Here is a 14,997-nt window from a genome sequence, read left to right as displayed (position 1 = left end):
CGATGGCGTCCAACCGCCAAGTAGCCCTGCTGCGCGGCATCAACGTCGGCAAGAACAAACAGGTCCCCATGCCCGCCCTGCGCGAACTCATGGAGTCCCTCGGCTTCGACGACGTCAAGACCCACCTGCGCAGCGGCAACATCGTCTACACCACCGGCAGTTCCCCCGCCGCCGCCGCCAAGAAGATCGAGGCGGCCCTGGAGAAGGACATGGACGTCAAGTCCGCCGTCCTCACCAGAACCCACGACGACCTGGCCGCCATAGTGAAGTCCGACCCCCTCGGCGACGTGGCCAAGAACCCGTCCCTCTACCTGGTCACCTTCCTGTCAGAGAAGCCCCCCGCCAAACCCCTGAAAGACCTCGACCCCGACGACTACACCCCCGAGGTCTTCAAACACGACGGCCGCGAGATCTACACCTGGTCTCCCGACGGCGTCCGCAACGCCAAACTCACCTACCAGTACTGGGAAAAACTCCTCGGCATAACCGCCACCGCCCGCAACTGGCGCACCGTGACCAAACTCCTGGACATGACCTCCACCTGACCGCGGAACCGTCGTTGATGCGCCACTCCTGTGGAGTCGATGGGCCGGGCACGAGAGGCTGAGGTGCCGGCACGACCTGCTTCAGGGAAGGTTGCGGAACACGCCCGAAGCTCTGCCGATCACTCCGGTGGCCAGCAGCGGGCCGCCGGGGACGGCCGACAGCGAGGTCAGTTCGCCGCCGGACGGAACCCTGGTCCAGTGGCCGGAGGCGTCGCGGTGGACCAGGGCGGAGTCGTAACCGTTGATGTCGGTGGAGCCGAGGAACCAGTGGCCTCCCTTACCGTCGGGGACGGGGGGGAGGTCACGGGTCATGCGACCGGCCTTCGTGGAGGTGTCCTCGCTGCGCCAGCCGGAACCGGTCTGGGAGAGCAGGAAGGACGCAGCCCCGATCTCCCCGGTGATCCAGATGCCGGACGGGTCGGCGGTGATGGCGGTCAGCCGGGGACCGGCCGGGTCGGGCGGGAAATCGTCGGACGGAGGTGGGGCCGTCGGTAGCGCCGAGGTCACGTCGACTCGGGTCCAGGCCTTGCCGTCGAAGTGGTGCACCCAGGGAGCGTCGCCGTCGAGGGCCCAGACGTCGGAAGCAGACCGGGCGCTGACCCGGAAGGTGCGGAAGGAGATGTTCTGTTCCGACCAGTCGGCGCCGTTGTAGTGCCAGGCCTTGTGGTCGCCGAAGACCCACACGTCGTTCTCGGCGATGACGGCGAGGCTCTCAGCGGCAACGGGCAGTTCCTGGACGATCGTCCAGGTGCGTCCGTCCCAGCGCAGGACGGCGGTGTTACTCTCACCCTCGGCCAGGGCCCACATGTTGAAGGGGGCGGACGCGGCGATCGGGCCGATGTCGCCGCGTTTTATGGGGAAGTTGTTTTTCTTCCAGTGGTCGCCGTCCCAGTGGAAGGCCGTGGGGCGGTGCGGGCCGTCGACCACCGGGAGCCAGGCGCCGAGGCCGAGGATGTCCCAGCCGAAGGCCCAGGCGTCGTGCCGGCCGGTGGCGATGACTCGCCCGTAAGCGACCGACGAGTGGTCGGCCACCAGTTTCCAACGGTCGTTGCCGGCGTCCCGAAGGGTGGCCCACCAGAGCCACAGGCCGGCGGCGGCTGCGACCGCCGCGACGGCGGCTGCCCACCCAAGCCACATACCGGTGGCGGGCAGCTTCATGAACATGATCGAAGCCTATGCAGGCCGTCAGAACGGCGCATGAGTGTTTGTACTCAGGTGGATCGCCGATCACTTCCAGGCCGGCGGGGGAGCAGCAGTGGGGTCGCCAGCAGGAGTACGCCGGCCAGGACGATGGCCGTGCGGGGGCCGAGCAGGGTGCCCAGTACGCCCCAGACGGCGGTCAGGAGGGCGGTCGTGGCTTTGGTCGTCACCGACCAGGCGGACAGTGTGCGGGTGACCCGGTGGGGCGGGGTGCGTTCGAGGCGGTAGGTGGCGTGCACGGGGTTGAAGACGCCGCAGCAGAAGATGAGGCCGAGTTCGACGCTCATGACCAGCAGCAACCCTCCGGTGCCCGGCCCCACGAAGGCCAGGCCGGTGGGCCAGAGGGCGCGTAGCGTCCCGGCTGTGACCAGGACCCGGTACTGCCCGAACCGGGCGACGAGCGGCCGGGCCAGGCGCGAACCGAGCAGGCCGCCGATCGCGGGCGCGGCGAAGGCGAGGCCGTACTGCCACGGTGCGAACCCCAGGTGGCCGAGCAACAGGACGGCCAGCAGGGCGTCGGTGGCCATCACCAGGCCGTTGAACACGGCGGTGTTGAAGAACAGCGGACGCAGCGTCGCGTCGGCCAGGATGTACCGCCAGCCGTCGAGCAGGTCCCCGGCCCGCATGCGCGTGGCCTCCCGGCGCTCGGGCGGCGGCTCCTGGCCGCCCATGGCGCGGATGCCCAGGGCCGAGAGCAGGTAGCTGACCGCGTCGGCCGCCACCGTCGCCACCGGGCCGAGGAGTCCGATCGCGGCGCCGCCCAGCGGCGGTCCGATGACCGTGGCCGTCCAGGATGTGGACTCGAACCGGGCGTTGGCGACGAGCAGGTCCCCGGCCGGCAGCAGCGCCTTCAGGTACGCGCCGGAGGCGGCGCGGAAGGTGATGTCGGCCGCCGCGACGACGACCGAGACCAGCAGGAGCTGGACGAAGGACAGCACGCCGAGCGCGAACGCGGCGGGGATCGTCAGCAGCGCCGCGAACCGCACCAGGTCCGTCCCGATCAGCACCGGCCTCTTGCGGCGGAACTCCACCCACGGGCCGAGCGGCACCGCCACGGCCGCGCCCGCCAGAGCCCCCACGAAGGACAACGCCGCGACCTGCGCCGGCCCGGCGTGCAGCACCTGGACGGCGATCAGCGGGAACGCGCCGAAGGCGAGCCACGTGCCGAGCGCGCTGGTCCCGTACGCCCCCCAGAGCCACCCGAACCGCCGCCCCAGCCGGTGCCCGCTCCGCATGCCCGCCGCCCCCGCTCACACAACCGATCCGCGATCGCGAGCATCAAAGCGCGTGCCGTACCAGGAGATCAAACAACCGCGAGGCCACCTGGCCACAACCAACGGTTGTGTCAGTAGGGTGTCCGCGTGGACCTCGACACCGTCAGGACCTTCGTCGCCGCCGCCGACGCGGGCCAGTTCCAGGAGGCCGCCGCCGAGCTGGGCGTCACCCAGCAGGCCGTCTCCAAGCGCATCGCCGCGCTGGAGCGCGACCTCGGCGTGCGGCTGTTCACCCGCACCCCGCGCGGCGCCGAGCTCACCATCGACGGGCAGGCGTTCCTGCCGCACGCCCGCGACGTGCTGCGCGTCGCCGAGCGCGCCGTCGCGTCCGTCCGCACCGGCCGCCGCCCGCTGCGCGTCGACATGATCGCCTCCCGCAGCGCGGCGTCAGGCCTGATGCGCGCCTTCCACCGCGCGCACCCCGAGATCGACCTCGACGTGGTGATGCTGCTGGACATCGAGACGGCCGTCGCCGCCATCCGCTCCGGCGCCATCGACGCGTCCTTCCGCGCCGTCACCATGCCCGGCCGCCCCCTCCCCGAGGACATCAAATCCACCCGAGTCCTCGACGAGCCCCTCCACCTCCTCACCGGCCCCGCCCACGCCCTGGCGTCCGCCCGGTCGGTCCCTCTGCCCCAGCTCACCGCCCACCGCATCTGGATGCCCGGCATCGTCCCCGGCACCGAATGGGCCGCCTACTACGACGCCCTCGTCGCCGAGTTCACCCTCACCATCGAGGCCACCGGCCCCAACTTCGGCTCCGACGCCCTCCTCGACACCATCGCCGACACCCCCACCCTGGCCACCTTCATGGGCGAACAAACCCGCCTAGTCTGGCCCACCACCCACGGCCTACGCCGCATCCCGATAACCACCCCCACCCCCGTCTACCCCCACTCCCTCCTGTGGCACCGCGACAACCCCCACCCCGCCCTCCCCACCCTCCGCACCCACCTCGCCACCACAGCCCCCGCCCCCGGCACCCCCGGAACCTGGACGCCGGCCTGGGCCACTCCACGCTGAACGCCGCATCGCAGCAGGGTGCTGAAGTGTTCACTGAACCACCGGCTCGGGTGTGCCAAGGCTTGGACGAGCCTGCCGGTGCCCTGGACCACCTCGCCGGACAGCATGCGTGAACTGTGTGGGCTGAGGGGGATGGACTCAGGCTTCGAATGTGCCGTCCTTGACGCTGTTCACGAAGGCTGACCACTCGGCGGGAGTGAAAACCAGTGATGGGCCGTCGGTGTTCTTGCTGTCGCGGACGGCCACGCGGTGAGGGAGGTTGCCGGCGACCTCGACGCATTCACCGCCGTTGTTGCCACTGCGGGAACTCTTCCTCCACACGGCCTGGGAAAGGTCCGTGGCGGTCAGGCGGTTGGCTTCCATCGCTCTACTGCTTCCTTGATCATTTGCAGAGATTCGCCAGGGCGATACGCCTCTGTGTTGAGTCTGTCATATCGGTCCAAGATGGACATGACGAGATCGGGCTCCGCTGACACCTCGCCCCTACCTGCGGAGTCAACCGACACGGTCGTCGGAGCGTCCGCCAGTTCCGCGATGACGAATGCCGACGACAGACCGTCCGTGCATGCGGTGTCGTAAGGAACGAGCTGAACTGTGACACGGCGACGAGCTGCGACGGCCGCTAGATGGCTGAGCTGCTCATGCATGACCTTCCGGTCGCCTATAGGGCGATTCAGCACCCACTCATCCATGAGCACACGCAACTCTGGCGGGTTGTTCGGGTTGAGGGCTTCTTGACGTCGCATGCGGGTGGCTACCTGTTCCTCGACCTGTTCTTCGGGCATCGAGAAGCGCCCGAGGAAGACGGCTCGTGCATAGTTCTCCGTCTGGAGCAGGCCGGGAATCAAGAAGGGGGCCCAGATACGCAGCACGGTGGCCCCAGGCTCGATCTCCTCCAACCAGCGGCGGAACCATTCCGGCCCGGAGGGAGCCTGGCGGACTCGTCGGTGCAGCCGGACGAAGTGATCGCCGTCAGGTAGCGCGAAGACGCGGTCGCACGCCTCCGCGAAGTCGAGTTGCGGGTTGCGACTACCGGCTTCGATGTGTCCTACAAGGGACGGTGAGCACCCGATGCGCTCAGCCAGCCGTCTCTGCGACCACCCCCTTGCCTTGCGGTACGTGGCCAGCTCACGCCCGAAGCCGGCGACGGGGGACGCGCTGGGATCGGGGTCGTTGACCATGATCGACTCCAAGCGTTTCGTGAAGATGCTGGTGACGCACGCTTACAAATTGATGACACCCTATACATGGCCAGCGGTTATCTGTCGCCGAACTGTCCTTCAATCTCTTGCTCGCGGCGAGTGCTATCACCGGCATCCTAGGCGTACACCAGGCAGGCCGCCACGGAAGTCTCGTTAGGAACTCGACAACTCGCTCACATAGATGGAGTCGATAGTGACAGATCAGGATCTAAGGCGTCATCATATGCGCAAGAAGAGCGGCACACCGTCGACCACTGTGCGCCTCTCTGGGGCGGAGAGGGAGCAGCAGTACCACCACCTGGTTCGGCTGGCTTGGAGCCTGAACAGGCGAGGGCTGCGAACCTCGATCGATCTGCCGTTGCGGTCCGAGCCGGTATTGCTCGTTCAGCGGATGTCTTCTCCGCTGCGGGTCATGGCTTTCTCCAGCAAGGGGAGGTGGGTCTACACCTGGGGACGCGGCGACGGTCAGCGGGTGTGGGTGCTGAGTGACGACGCGGCCGACCGTGTCTGGGAGGCGGCGCAGTGAGGACCATTGACCCAGTCGGCTCTGTTGAGCTTCTCGGCAAGCTCAGCTCGGTCTCCATCGCACGGGCCTATGTCCGCATGGTGCTGTGGCAGGCAGGGCGTTGCGAGGTGAATGACGTCGAGCTGCTGGCTGGGGAACTGGTGGCCAATGCGGTGAAGTATTCGGAGTCGGGGCGCAGGCTGGGTGGCGCGGTGAGGTTGCGGGTGTTCGACGACGGAGAGACGGTGCGGGTGGAAGTGGTCGATGAGGGGTCGGCCGAAAGTGCGCCGCGGGATCCGGTGCCGGTTGACCTGCTGAGCGAGAGCGGTCGTGGCTTGTGGCTGGTCCGGGAGCTGTCTTCGGCGTGGGGGTGGGAGCAGGCCGGTACGCATCGAACGGTTTGGTTTGAGATCAGGTGGTGACTCGCTTGCCTGGCGCTGACGGTGTTCGGCAGTGCGAGCCAAGTCCGTTGCGGCCGGTGGGGGCCACGCCTGTCGGGCGGGAGGTGTGACCGTGGCGTGCGCGGCGGTGGGGTGTGGGTGCGATGAGGGCCGCCCTAGAGAAAACTGCGCCGAAGGCACCATTTCAAAGGGCGACAGCGGTGGGGCCGGGGGAATGGGATGCGTAGTGCCGGTGTGGACTAGTTCGGGGACAGTTGCCGGCGGAGTTCCCGCTTCAAGGTCTTGCCGATGGGGCCGCGGGGGAGGGAGTCGACCAGGGTGATTCTGGCTGGGCGTTCGTGGGGGGCCAGGTGGGTGGCGGCGGTTTTTTCCAGGGATTTGAGGTCGGTGGCGGTGCGGAGGATCACGGCGGCGGTCACGCCGTCGGGGCCGTGGACGGCGGCGGCTTCGGCTACGGCGGGGTGCCAGAGGAGGGCGTGTTCCACTCGTAGGGAGGAGACCAGGGGGCCGTCGGGGGTGGGGATGGTGTCGGAGGCGCGGTCGAAGAAGTGGAGGTTGCCTTCGGGGTCGAGGTGGCCCAGGTCGCCCATTTTGGTCCAGCCGTCTTGCCAGACCTTCGCGGACGTTTCCGGGTCCTTGTAGTAGGAGCGGTGGGGGGCGGCGGAGCGGAGGCGGATCTCGCCGAGTTGGCCGGGAGGGAGTTCCTCGCCGGTGGGTGAGGTGATGGTCAGGTCGGTGCCGGCGCTCGGGGTGCCCAGGTGGTCGGTCAGCGGGGTGCCAGGGGGGATGGGGCGGCTGACGAAGGCGGGGGCGGATTCCGTGGAGCCGTAGCCGAGGACGATCGTGGTGGTGGGGAGGGCTTCGGAGAGGGCGGACACCGTGGCCATCGGGACGGGGGCCGAGCCGAGCATGAGGATCTTCAGGCGGGTCAGGTCGTGGCGTTCGTGCAGGGCCAGGGCGACCATGCGGGTCGCGGTGGAGGGGGGCACTATGGCCATGGAGACCTGGAGCTTCTCGATCGCCTGGGCGACGGTCTTGGGGTCCTGGCGGCTGAGGACGTGGACGGTCGTGGGGGCGGTCATGGCGGTCATGATCGCGCTGTGGCCGGCGTTGGTGCCGATGGGGACGGCGGCCAGGACGCCGTCGACGCCGGTGAACAGGCGGCCGCGGCCCTCGTGGCCGAAGGTCAGGTTGCCGTGGGTCACCGCGACCGGCTTGGGGGTGCCGGTGGTGCCCGAGGTGTAGATGATCTCGGCGAGGTCGTCGTCGCGGGGCGGCGACGGGTGGCCGGCGCCGGGGACGTCCAGGGTGGGCAACGTCTCGGGGGACGCGGTCCAGACGCCGGACGGCGGTGGCTTCACGCCGTCGCCGTGCAGCAGGCCCGCGACCTCGCACCGCTCCATGCGGGCGCGCAGGTCGGCCCGGGAGAGATGCGGGGACAGGGCGACGACCGTGCCGCCGGCCATGCGGACGGCGAGGCCGGCGACGGCGTGGGTGATCCAGTCGGCGTCGTCGTGCAGCAGGGCGACGCGGGACGCGGGCAGGTGCGCGGCGGCGGCTTCTGACGCGCGGAGCCACTGCCCGGACGTCAGGGAGCGGTCGCCGTCCACGGTGAGCGCCACGAGGTCGTCGTCGCGGCCCGCGACCAGTTCCGGCAGGGTCGTCATGCCGTCGATGCTAGGAATCGGCCGCCGCCTCCCGATGCTCACTGTTGAGCAGACCACGTGCCACCGGGGCCGTTAGCTGGGTGATGAATACGCCCGCGTACGCCGGGCATTCGAGCACATCAGGTACTCGGACGACTACGCGAAGGCAGACACGGAATCGTTAGGGAGGCGATGGCCGGTGAGCCAGTCCGACATGAGTAGAGGTGGGCGCGCCGCACCCCAGGAGGTGTCACCCCGCGTCCAGCTCATCGCGACGATCGGCGCGATCCTGGCACTCGCCCTCGCGTCGATCGATGTGTCCGTGGTGGGCGCGGCCATGCCGCGCATCGCCGACGACCTGAACGGCCTCAGCCTGTACGCCTGGGTCGGGGTCTCCTACGCCGTCGCCGCCGCGGTGGTCGTGCCGATCGCGGGCAAGCTCGGTGACATGTTCGGCCGCAAACCGGTGCTGCTGGTGGGCCTCGCGGGCTTCGTGATCGCCTCCTGGCTGTGCGGGTTCGCCCAGACGATGCCCCAGCTCGTCGGTTTCCGCGGCCTCGCGGGCCTGTTCGGCGGCATCCTGATGGCCAACATCTTCACGCTGCTCGCCGACATCTACACGCCTGAGCGCCGCACCCAGATGCAGGGCCTGTTCTTCGGTGTCGCCGGCCTCAGCATGGTCGTCGGGCCGCCGCTCGGCGGGTTCATCACGGACGCCTGGAGCTGGCGGTGGGTCTTCTACGTCAACGTGCCGCTCGGCCTGCTCGCCATCCTCGCGGTGGTCGTCGGCGTGCCGTTCGTGCGTTCCGGCGCGAGCTGGCGTGACATCGACTTCGCCGGCGTCGTCACGCTGGTTGCGGGTGTGGTGCCGATCCTGATCGGCCTCACCCTCACCGGCGACGGCCACGCCTGGACGTCCCCCGAGGTGTTGTCGCTGATCATCGGTGGGGCGCTGCTGCTGGGGGTGTTCTTCCTGGTCGAGACGCGCCGGGCCGCGAACCCGCTCGTGCCGTTCCCCATGTTCCGCACCAACCAGTTCGCCGTCATGGTCGTGGTGGCGTTCTTCTCCGCGTTCGCCATGATGGGCGTCACGTTCTACGTGCCGCTGCTCTACCAGGGCGTCCTCGGCGTCTCCGCGACGCACTCGGGCACCCTGCTCATCCCGATGACGCTCGGCCTGATGCTGGTCGGCCCGATCGCGGGCAAGGCGATGACCGCCATGGCGCACTACCGCTACCTCGCGGTCTTCGCGATGCTGGCCATCGTGGCGGGGTTGTGGATGTTGTCCACGGTCGGCCCGCACACCGGCCAGGTCGTGCCGATCGTCGCGATGGTCCTGATCGGTGTGGGCATCGGCATCGCCTTCCCGATGGCGACCGCCGTGGTGCAGAGCGCGATCCCGATGAGCCAGATGGGTGCGGGGACCAGCCAGATCCAGTTCTGGCGGATGTTCGCCGGCCCGGTGTCGCTGGCCATCCTCGGGTCCATCCTCACCGGCCAGGTCGGCGTGCGGGGCCAGTCCGGCGTCCTCGGTGGCGGCGGCGTGTCGCCCGAGCAGCTCGCGGGCGCCCTGCACGACGTGTTCCTGATCTCCGCGATCGCGGTGTGCGCCGGGCTTGTCGCCACCTTCTTCCTCAAGGAGGTCCCGCTGCGCGACATGTCCATGGCCAAGAAGGCCGCGGGCAAGGGCCGCGAGGGCAAGACGGTCACCGCCTGACGGAACGGCGGTACAGCGGCGGGACGAGAACGTCCCGCCGCTTTCGTGTGCCGGTCGCCCGCGTGCTCAGTGTTGAGCAGACCGGCCGCCGCGCGCGGCCGATGCTGAGGCCATGGACGCTGCCGACATCGACGCCGCGAGGCTCCCCGACACCTATCCCATGGACAGGGCCAGGTCCTGCCCCCTCGACCCGCCCGCCGAGTACGGCCGGTTCCGCGCCGAGCGTCCCATCACCCGCATCACGCTGGACTTCGACGGCAGCGTGGTGTGGCTGGTGACGCGGTACGCGGACGCGCAGACCATCCTCGGCGACCCCCGGTTCAGCTCCGACTTCTCCACCCCGGGGTTCCCGGCGCGGCTCACCGCGAAGCCGCCGGGCCCGGGCACGTTCATCCGCATGGACCCGCCCGACCACTCCCGGCTGCGCCGCATCCTGCAGCCGGAGTTCACCCGCAGGCGCGTCGAGGCGCTGCGCCCGGCCATCCAGGACATCGCGCGGACGCTGGTGGACGACATGGCGGCCCGCACCCCGCCGGTGGACCTGGTGACGTCCCTCGCGCTGCCGCTGCCCTCGATGGTGATCACCGAGCTGCTCGGCGTGCCGTACGAGGACCGTGAGTACTTCCACGAGACCACCAAGGTCATCGGCGACCAGAGCGTGGACCCCCGGCGGCGCATCCAGGTGCGCGACGACCTGAAGACCTACCTGGACAAGCTGGTGGCCGTGAAGGAGGCCGAGCCGGCCGACGACGTGCTGAGCCGTCTCGGCGCCCGCCGCGAGGAGGCCGGGGTGAGCCGCGAGGAGGTCGTGGGCATCGCGACCCTGCTCATGGTCGCCGGGTACGAGACCATCGCCAACCAGATCGGCTCCGGGACCGTGGCCCTGCTGGAGAACCCCGACCGGGTGGCCGAGCTGCGCGCCGACCCCGCGAAGCTGCCCGACGCCGTCGAGGAGATCATCCGCCACCAGACCGTCATCGACTACGGCCTGCGCCGCGCTGCCACCGAGGACGTCGAGGTGGGCGGGCAGCTCATCAAGAAGGGGGACGGTGTCGTGGTGGTGGTCGCCTCCGCCAACCGCGACGAGTCGGTGTTCGAGTGCCCCGACCGGCTGGACTTCGACCGCGAGCGGCACGACCACTTCTCCTTCGGCTACGGCATCCACCAGTGCATGGGCCAGATCCTCGCCCGTGCCCAGCTCGAAGCCGCCTGGTCCACGCTGTTCGACCGTATCCCGGGCCTGCGGCTCGCGATCCCGGTGGAGCAGGTGAAGTTCCGCTTCGACATGTTCGTGTACGGCGTGCACGAGCTGCCCGTGACGTGGTGAACCCCCATGGAGGAGCGTGATCCGAGGGCCCGGCTGGGCGCGTTGTTCGACGAGGGCACCCTGGCGCCGCTGCCCGGCGACGACTCCTGCGGCGTCACCGGCGCCCGGGGCCTCGTGGCGGGCTGCCCGGTCGCCGCGTTCGCCACCGACCCGGCCCGCATGGGCGGTGCCCTCGGCCCGGAGGGCTGCGACCGCATCGTCGAGACCATCGACTTCGCCGTCGCGGAACGGATCCCGGTCGTCGGCGTGTGGCACTCCGGCGGTGCGCGGCTCGGGGACGGTGTCACCGCGCTGCACGGCGTCGGGCGCATGTTCGCGGCGATGGTGCGCGCGTCCGGCGTGGTGCCGCAGATCTCCCTGGTGCTCGGCCCGGCCGCGGGCGGCGCCGCCTACGGGCCGGCGCTCACCGACATCGTGGTCATGAGCGAGGGCGGGCGCATCTTCGTCACCGGCCCCGACGTGGTGCGTGAGGTCACCGGCGAGGACGTGGACATGGAGGTCCTCGGCGGCCCGGAGACGCACAGCCGCCGCAGCGGGGTCGCGCACGTCGTCACCTCGTGCGACGACGAGGCGATGGCCGAGACCCGGCGCGTCACCGCGCTGCTCGCCGACCCCGGCACGTTCCGGCTGGACCACGTCACCGACCGGATCGACCTCGGCAAGCTCCTGCCGAGCAGGCCCCGCCGCGCCTACGACGTCCGCCCCCTGGTGGACGGCCTGGTCGACGGCCCCGGGGTCGAGCTGCACCCCAGGTGGGCGCCCAACATGGTGACCACGCTGGCGCGGCTCGCGACCCGGACGGTCGGCGTGCTCGCCAACAACCCGCTGCGCAAGGGCGGCTGCCTCGACGCGGCGAGCGCGGAGAAGGCCGCCCGGTTCGTGCGGATGTGCGACTCGCTCGGCGTCCCGCTCGTCGTGGTGGTGGACGTGCCCGGCTACCTGCCCGGCGTCAAGCAGGAGTGGGACGGCGTGGTGCGGCGCGGCGCCAAGCTGCTGCACGCGTTCGCCGAGGCCGTGGTGCCCCGCGTCACCCTGGTGACCCGGAAGTCCTACGGCGGCGCCTACGTCGCCATGAACTCCCGGGCGCTCGGCGCGTCGGCGGTCTTCGCGTGGCCGTCCGCCGAGGTCGCCGTCATGGGTGCCCCGGCCGCGGTGGACATCCTCCACCGCAAGAAGCTGCGGGCCGTCCCGGCGGGCCGCAGGGAGGAACTGCGCCGCAGGCTCATCACCCAGCAGGAACGCGAGGCCGGCGGCGTCGCCAAGGCCGTCGAGATCGGCGTGGTGGACGAGGTCATCGACCCCAAGGACACCCGCGGCAGGATCGCCGGCGCGCTGCTCGACGCCCTGCCCTCGCGGGGCCGCCACACAAACATCCCGCTGTGAGGGCCCTGCTCAGTATTGAGCAGGCGGCGCGCGCGGCCCTGGTTAGCGTGACGAACAGCCGAGAAAAGACGGAGTCCAAGCGATGACAAATCCGAGTCCGGTCATACCGCCGGCCGAGCAGCAGACCTCGGTCCCCGCCGCGGACCTCCTCAATTCCGGGAACGCCGGGGTGATCGTCGAGCGTACGGCGCAGCTCAAGAACGGCTTCCACGCCGAGGGCCGCAAGTTCGCCCGCATGATGGCCGAGGTCGTCACCGCCAAGCAGGTGGGCGTCGCGAGCGTGTACGTGTACGAGGAGACGTTCGGCACCAAGGACAAACTGCACTGGCTCATCCACCTCAGCTCCCTGGACGCCTACGAGGCCATGGTGCACATGGGCACCGCCGACGAGGAGTACCGGGAGAACGTGTCCAGGCCGGAGCCCGAGGAGGGCCGCGGCTGGGACCAGATGTTCGTGGACGGCAGCATGCGGGAGACCGTGCTGATGCCGCAGTTCTGGGGCATGTACGGCACCAAGGTGGACGGCGAGCGCGAGCGCAGCACCGCGCAGTACACCCAGCAGGGCCCGATCACCGGGCTGCCCGGCGCCCGCGAGCAGGTGCCGCTGCCCGCCGAGCAGATCCTGCACTCGGGCAACTGCGGCGTGCTGCTGCACCGCACCGCGCTGCTCGACTACGACTTCAGGTCCGAGGGCCGCACGTTCGCCCGCGAGGCCGCCGAGTCCATCAACGAGAACCTCCCGGGCGAGGCCACGGTCTTCGTCTACGAGGAGGCCTTCGGCACCGCGGACCGCATCCACTGGTTCATCCACCTCAAGTCGCTGGCCACCTACTACAAGGTGCTCTCGCTGCACGTGAAGGACGAGAAGGTCCGCGACCTGTACTTCCAGGAGCGCATCGCCCCCGAGCGCGGCGGCGGCACGTGGGCCCGCATGTTCGTGCCCGGCACCATGGCGGACGTCGCCCTGACCCCGCACCACTGGGGGATGTACGCGACATGACCGGCCGATGCCTGCACCAGATCTTCGCCGAGCGCGCCAGGGCGCTGCCCGACAGGATCGCCGTGTCCGCTCCCGGCGAGGAGATCTCCTACGGGGACCTCGACGCCCGCGCGAACCGCCTCGTGCCGCGGCTGCGCGCGCTCGGAGTGGGTCCCGGCGTCCTCGTGGGGCTGTGCGCCGACCGGGGCGTCGAGATGATCGTCGGACTGCTCGGCATCCTGAAGGCCGGGGGCGCCTACGTCCCCATCGACCCCACCTATCCGGCCAGGCGCGTCGAGTACCTGCTCGCGGACAGCGGCGTCACGACGGTCGTGGCGGTGTCGCGGGTCGCCGAGGTACTGAGGGACCGCCCGGTGCGCACCGTCTGGACCGACCGCGACGACCCCGCGCCGGCCGCGGCGGCGGACGCGGCGGAGGTCACCGACCGCGACCTCGCGTACGTCATCTACACCTCGGGTTCGACCGGCGCGCCCAAGGGGGTGCTGGTCGAGCACCGCAACGCCGTGCGGCTGTTCGAGCGGACAGAGCCGTGGTTCGGGTTCGACGAGAACGACGTCGTCACGATGTTCCACTCGGTGAGCTTCGACTTCTCCGTCTGGGAGATCTGGAGCGCCCTGCTGTACGGCGGCCGGCTGGTCGTCGTGCCCACGCGGGTCGCCCGGTCGCCGGAGGCGTTCCGCGAGCTGCTGCTCGCCGAGGGCGTCACCGCGCTCAGCCAGACCCCGTCGGCGTTCCGCCACCTCGCCGCGGCCGACGCCCGCAGGCGCGAGCCGTCGCCGTTCCGCCTGCGCCACGTCGTCTTCGGCGGCGAGCGGCTGGACGTCGAGCTGCTCAGGCCGTGGATCGAGCGCTACGGCGACGAGAAGCCCGAGCTCGTCAACATGTATGGCATCACCGAGACCACCGTCCACGTGACCTACCGGCGCGTGCTCGGCGAGGACCTGCGCCACCCGGAGGTCAGCCCCATCGGCGTGCCCATCCCGGACCTGGACCTGCGGCTGCTCGACGCCGCCGGCCGTCCCGTGCCGGACGGCGTGGCCGCGGAGCTGTACGTCTCCGGTGCCGGCCTCGCCCGGGGCTACCTGGACCGTCCGGGCCTCACCGCGGAGCGGTTCATCGAGACCGCCGCGGGCACCCGGCTCTACCGCACCGGCGACCTGGCCGTGCGCCTGCCGGGCGGCGAGTACGCCTACATCGGGCGCGCCGACGACCAGATCAAGGTGCGCGGCTTCCGCATCGAGCCCCGCGAGGTCGAGTTGTGCCTGGCCGGGGACCCGCGGGTCGCCAGCGCGGTGGTCGCGCCCCGTGACTACGGCGAGGGCGACGTGCGCCTGCTGGCGTTCGTCGTGCCCGCCCCCGGCGCGGAGGGGGACGCCGAGGAGCTGTCCAAGGCCCTCACCGCGCGGGCGGCGGAGGAGCTGCCCGTCCACGCACGTCCGTCCCAATATCACATCATTTCGGAGATACCCATGACCCTGCAGGGAAAGGTGGACCGCGGCGCTCTGATCGACCAGGCGAAGCGGCCCGCAGCCGACGCCGCCGACGCCGTTCCACCCGTCCAGGTCGTGGGGCGCATCGCCGCGGACGTGCTGGAGCGCGACGACGTCCCGCCGGAGACCGACCTCTTCGATCTCGGCGCGACCTCGCTCGCGCTGACCCGCATCATCGCCCAGGTGAACGACCACTACGGTCTGGCGCTCACCGGCGCCGAGCTGGAGGAGGCGTCGGTGGCGAGCCTCGCCGCCTGTGTCGAGGAACGACTGAACGCGTAGAA

14 protein-coding genes are annotated in these 14,997 nt (G+C 70.3%); 9 read left to right on the top strand and 5 right to left on the bottom strand.

Annotation, left to right across the window (positions count from 1 at the left end):
* Positions 1 to 2 precede the first annotated feature (2 nt).
* Positions 3 to 545, top strand: a complete 543-nt coding sequence (locus tag ABGB17_RS04970; protein ID WP_347626564.1) for a DUF1697 domain-containing protein — start codon at positions 3 to 5, stop codon at positions 543 to 545.
* A gap of 81 nt (positions 546 to 626) precedes the next feature.
* On the opposite strand, the gene ABGB17_RS04965 is transcribed toward ABGB17_RS04970, so the two are convergent.
* Together ABGB17_RS04965 and ABGB17_RS04960 are read right to left on the bottom strand one after the other, a co-directional pair.
* Entirely contained in the window at positions 627 to 1,709 is a 1,083-nt protein-coding gene (locus tag ABGB17_RS04965) for a hypothetical protein (protein ID WP_347626562.1), read from the bottom strand.
* A gap of 47 nt (positions 1,710 to 1,756) precedes the next feature.
* A complete protein-coding gene (locus ABGB17_RS04960; protein ID WP_347626561.1) occupies positions 1,757 to 2,980 on the bottom strand; it encodes an MFS transporter in 1,224 nt (407 codons plus the stop codon).
* Positions 2,981 to 3,106: 126 nt separating this feature from the next.
* On the opposite strand from ABGB17_RS04960, the gene ABGB17_RS04955 reads away from it, so the two are divergent.
* Positions 3,107 to 4,042: a LysR family transcriptional regulator gene (locus ABGB17_RS04955; RefSeq protein WP_347626560.1), complete on the top strand. Its 936-nt coding sequence runs from the start codon at positions 3,107 to 3,109 to the stop codon at positions 4,040 to 4,042.
* A 138-nt stretch (positions 4,043 to 4,180) separates the two neighbouring features.
* Here the strand turns inward: ABGB17_RS04955 and ABGB17_RS04950 are convergent, their stop codons facing one another.
* A complete protein-coding gene (locus tag ABGB17_RS04950) occupies positions 4,181 to 4,405 on the bottom strand; it encodes a DUF397 domain-containing protein (RefSeq protein WP_347626559.1) in 225 nt (74 codons plus the stop codon).
* Complete coding sequence (locus tag ABGB17_RS04945) at positions 4,387 to 5,223, bottom strand: helix-turn-helix transcriptional regulator (RefSeq protein ID WP_347626557.1); 837 nt, start codon at positions 5,221 to 5,223, stop codon at positions 4,387 to 4,389. Before ABGB17_RS04945 ends, ABGB17_RS04950 begins: the two co-directional genes overlap by 19 nt.
* Before the next feature lie 244 nt (positions 5,224 to 5,467).
* Here ABGB17_RS04945 and ABGB17_RS04940 point away from each other — a divergent pair, with 244 nt between their 5' ends.
* Together ABGB17_RS04940 and ABGB17_RS04935 are read left to right on the top strand one after the other, a co-directional pair.
* Positions 5,468 to 5,770: a hypothetical protein gene (locus tag ABGB17_RS04940; RefSeq protein ID WP_347626556.1), complete on the top strand. Its 303-nt coding sequence runs from the start codon at positions 5,468 to 5,470 to the stop codon at positions 5,768 to 5,770.
* Positions 5,767 to 6,171: an ATP-binding protein gene (locus ABGB17_RS04935; protein WP_347626555.1), complete on the top strand. Its 405-nt coding sequence runs from the start codon at positions 5,767 to 5,769 to the stop codon at positions 6,169 to 6,171. The genes ABGB17_RS04940 and ABGB17_RS04935 overlap by 4 nt, the downstream gene beginning before the upstream one ends.
* Before the next feature lie 218 nt (positions 6,172 to 6,389).
* Here ABGB17_RS04935 and ABGB17_RS04930 read toward each other — a convergent pair whose 3' ends face one another.
* A complete protein-coding gene (locus tag ABGB17_RS04930; protein ID WP_347626553.1) occupies positions 6,390 to 7,817 on the bottom strand; it encodes a fatty acid--CoA ligase family protein in 1,428 nt (475 codons plus the stop codon).
* A 226-nt stretch (positions 7,818 to 8,043) separates the two neighbouring features.
* Here ABGB17_RS04930 and ABGB17_RS04925 point away from each other — a divergent pair, with 226 nt between their 5' ends.
* The 5 genes from ABGB17_RS04925 to ABGB17_RS04905 all read left to right on the top strand — a co-directional run bounded on the left by ABGB17_RS04925 (position 8,044) and on the right by ABGB17_RS04905 (position 14,995).
* Entirely contained in the window at positions 8,044 to 9,513 is a 1,470-nt protein-coding gene (locus tag ABGB17_RS04925) for a DHA2 family efflux MFS transporter permease subunit (protein WP_347626552.1), read from the top strand.
* A gap of 112 nt (positions 9,514 to 9,625) precedes the next feature.
* A complete protein-coding gene (locus tag ABGB17_RS04920) occupies positions 9,626 to 10,840 on the top strand; it encodes a cytochrome P450 (protein ID WP_347626550.1) in 1,215 nt (404 codons plus the stop codon).
* Positions 10,841 to 10,846: 6 nt separating this feature from the next.
* Positions 10,847 to 12,223 (top strand): carboxyl transferase domain-containing protein, encoded by a 1,377-nt coding sequence (locus ABGB17_RS04915; RefSeq protein WP_347626549.1) that lies wholly within the window; start codon positions 10,847 to 10,849, stop codon positions 12,221 to 12,223.
* A gap of 82 nt (positions 12,224 to 12,305) precedes the next feature.
* Positions 12,306 to 13,223 carry a DUF6039 family protein gene (locus ABGB17_RS04910; RefSeq protein WP_347626547.1) on the top strand — a complete coding sequence of 306 codons (918 nt, stop codon included), beginning with the start codon at positions 12,306 to 12,308 and terminating at the stop codon, positions 13,221 to 13,223.
* Complete coding sequence (locus ABGB17_RS04905; protein WP_347626545.1) at positions 13,220 to 14,995, top strand: amino acid adenylation domain-containing protein; 1,776 nt, start codon at positions 13,220 to 13,222, stop codon at positions 14,993 to 14,995. Before ABGB17_RS04910 ends, ABGB17_RS04905 begins: the two co-directional genes overlap by 4 nt.
* The last annotated feature ends 2 nt before the right edge of the window (positions 14,996 to 14,997 follow it).

The organism is Sphaerisporangium sp. B11E5 (genome assembly GCF_039871875.1).
Lineage (GTDB): Bacteria > Actinomycetota > Actinomycetes > Streptosporangiales > Streptosporangiaceae > Sphaerisporangium.
This window is presented reverse-complemented; position numbering and strand designations above follow the sequence as displayed.

Bases quoted from the DNA above. Each gene is read 5' to 3' on its own strand.
- ABGB17_RS04965 (WP_347626562.1), bottom strand. From the start codon at position 1,709: ATGTTCATGAAGCTGCCCGCCACCGGTATGTGGCTTGGGTGGGCAGCC.
- ABGB17_RS04970 (WP_347626564.1), top strand. From the start codon at position 3: ATGGCGTCCAACCGCCAAGTAGCCCTGCTGCGCGGCATCAACGTCGGC.
- ABGB17_RS04960 (WP_347626561.1), bottom strand. From the start codon at position 2,980: ATGCGGAGCGGGCACCGGCTGGGGCGGCGGTTCGGGTGGCTCTGGGGG.
- ABGB17_RS04940 (WP_347626556.1), top strand. From the start codon at position 5,468: ATGCGCAAGAAGAGCGGCACACCGTCGACCACTGTGCGCCTCTCTGGG.
- ABGB17_RS04910 (WP_347626547.1), top strand. From the start codon at position 12,306: ATGACAAATCCGAGTCCGGTCATACCGCCGGCCGAGCAGCAGACCTCG.
- ABGB17_RS04905 (WP_347626545.1), top strand. From the start codon at position 13,220: ATGACCGGCCGATGCCTGCACCAGATCTTCGCCGAGCGCGCCAGGGCG.
- ABGB17_RS04915 (WP_347626549.1), top strand. From the start codon at position 10,847: ATGGAGGAGCGTGATCCGAGGGCCCGGCTGGGCGCGTTGTTCGACGAG.
- ABGB17_RS04920 (WP_347626550.1), top strand. From the start codon at position 9,626: ATGGACGCTGCCGACATCGACGCCGCGAGGCTCCCCGACACCTATCCC.
- ABGB17_RS04950 (WP_347626559.1), bottom strand. From the start codon at position 4,405: ATGGAAGCCAACCGCCTGACCGCCACGGACCTTTCCCAGGCCGTGTGG.
- ABGB17_RS04930 (WP_347626553.1), bottom strand. From the start codon at position 7,817: ATGACGACCCTGCCGGAACTGGTCGCGGGCCGCGACGACGACCTCGTG.
- ABGB17_RS04945 (WP_347626557.1), bottom strand. From the start codon at position 5,223: ATGGTCAACGACCCCGATCCCAGCGCGTCCCCCGTCGCCGGCTTCGGG.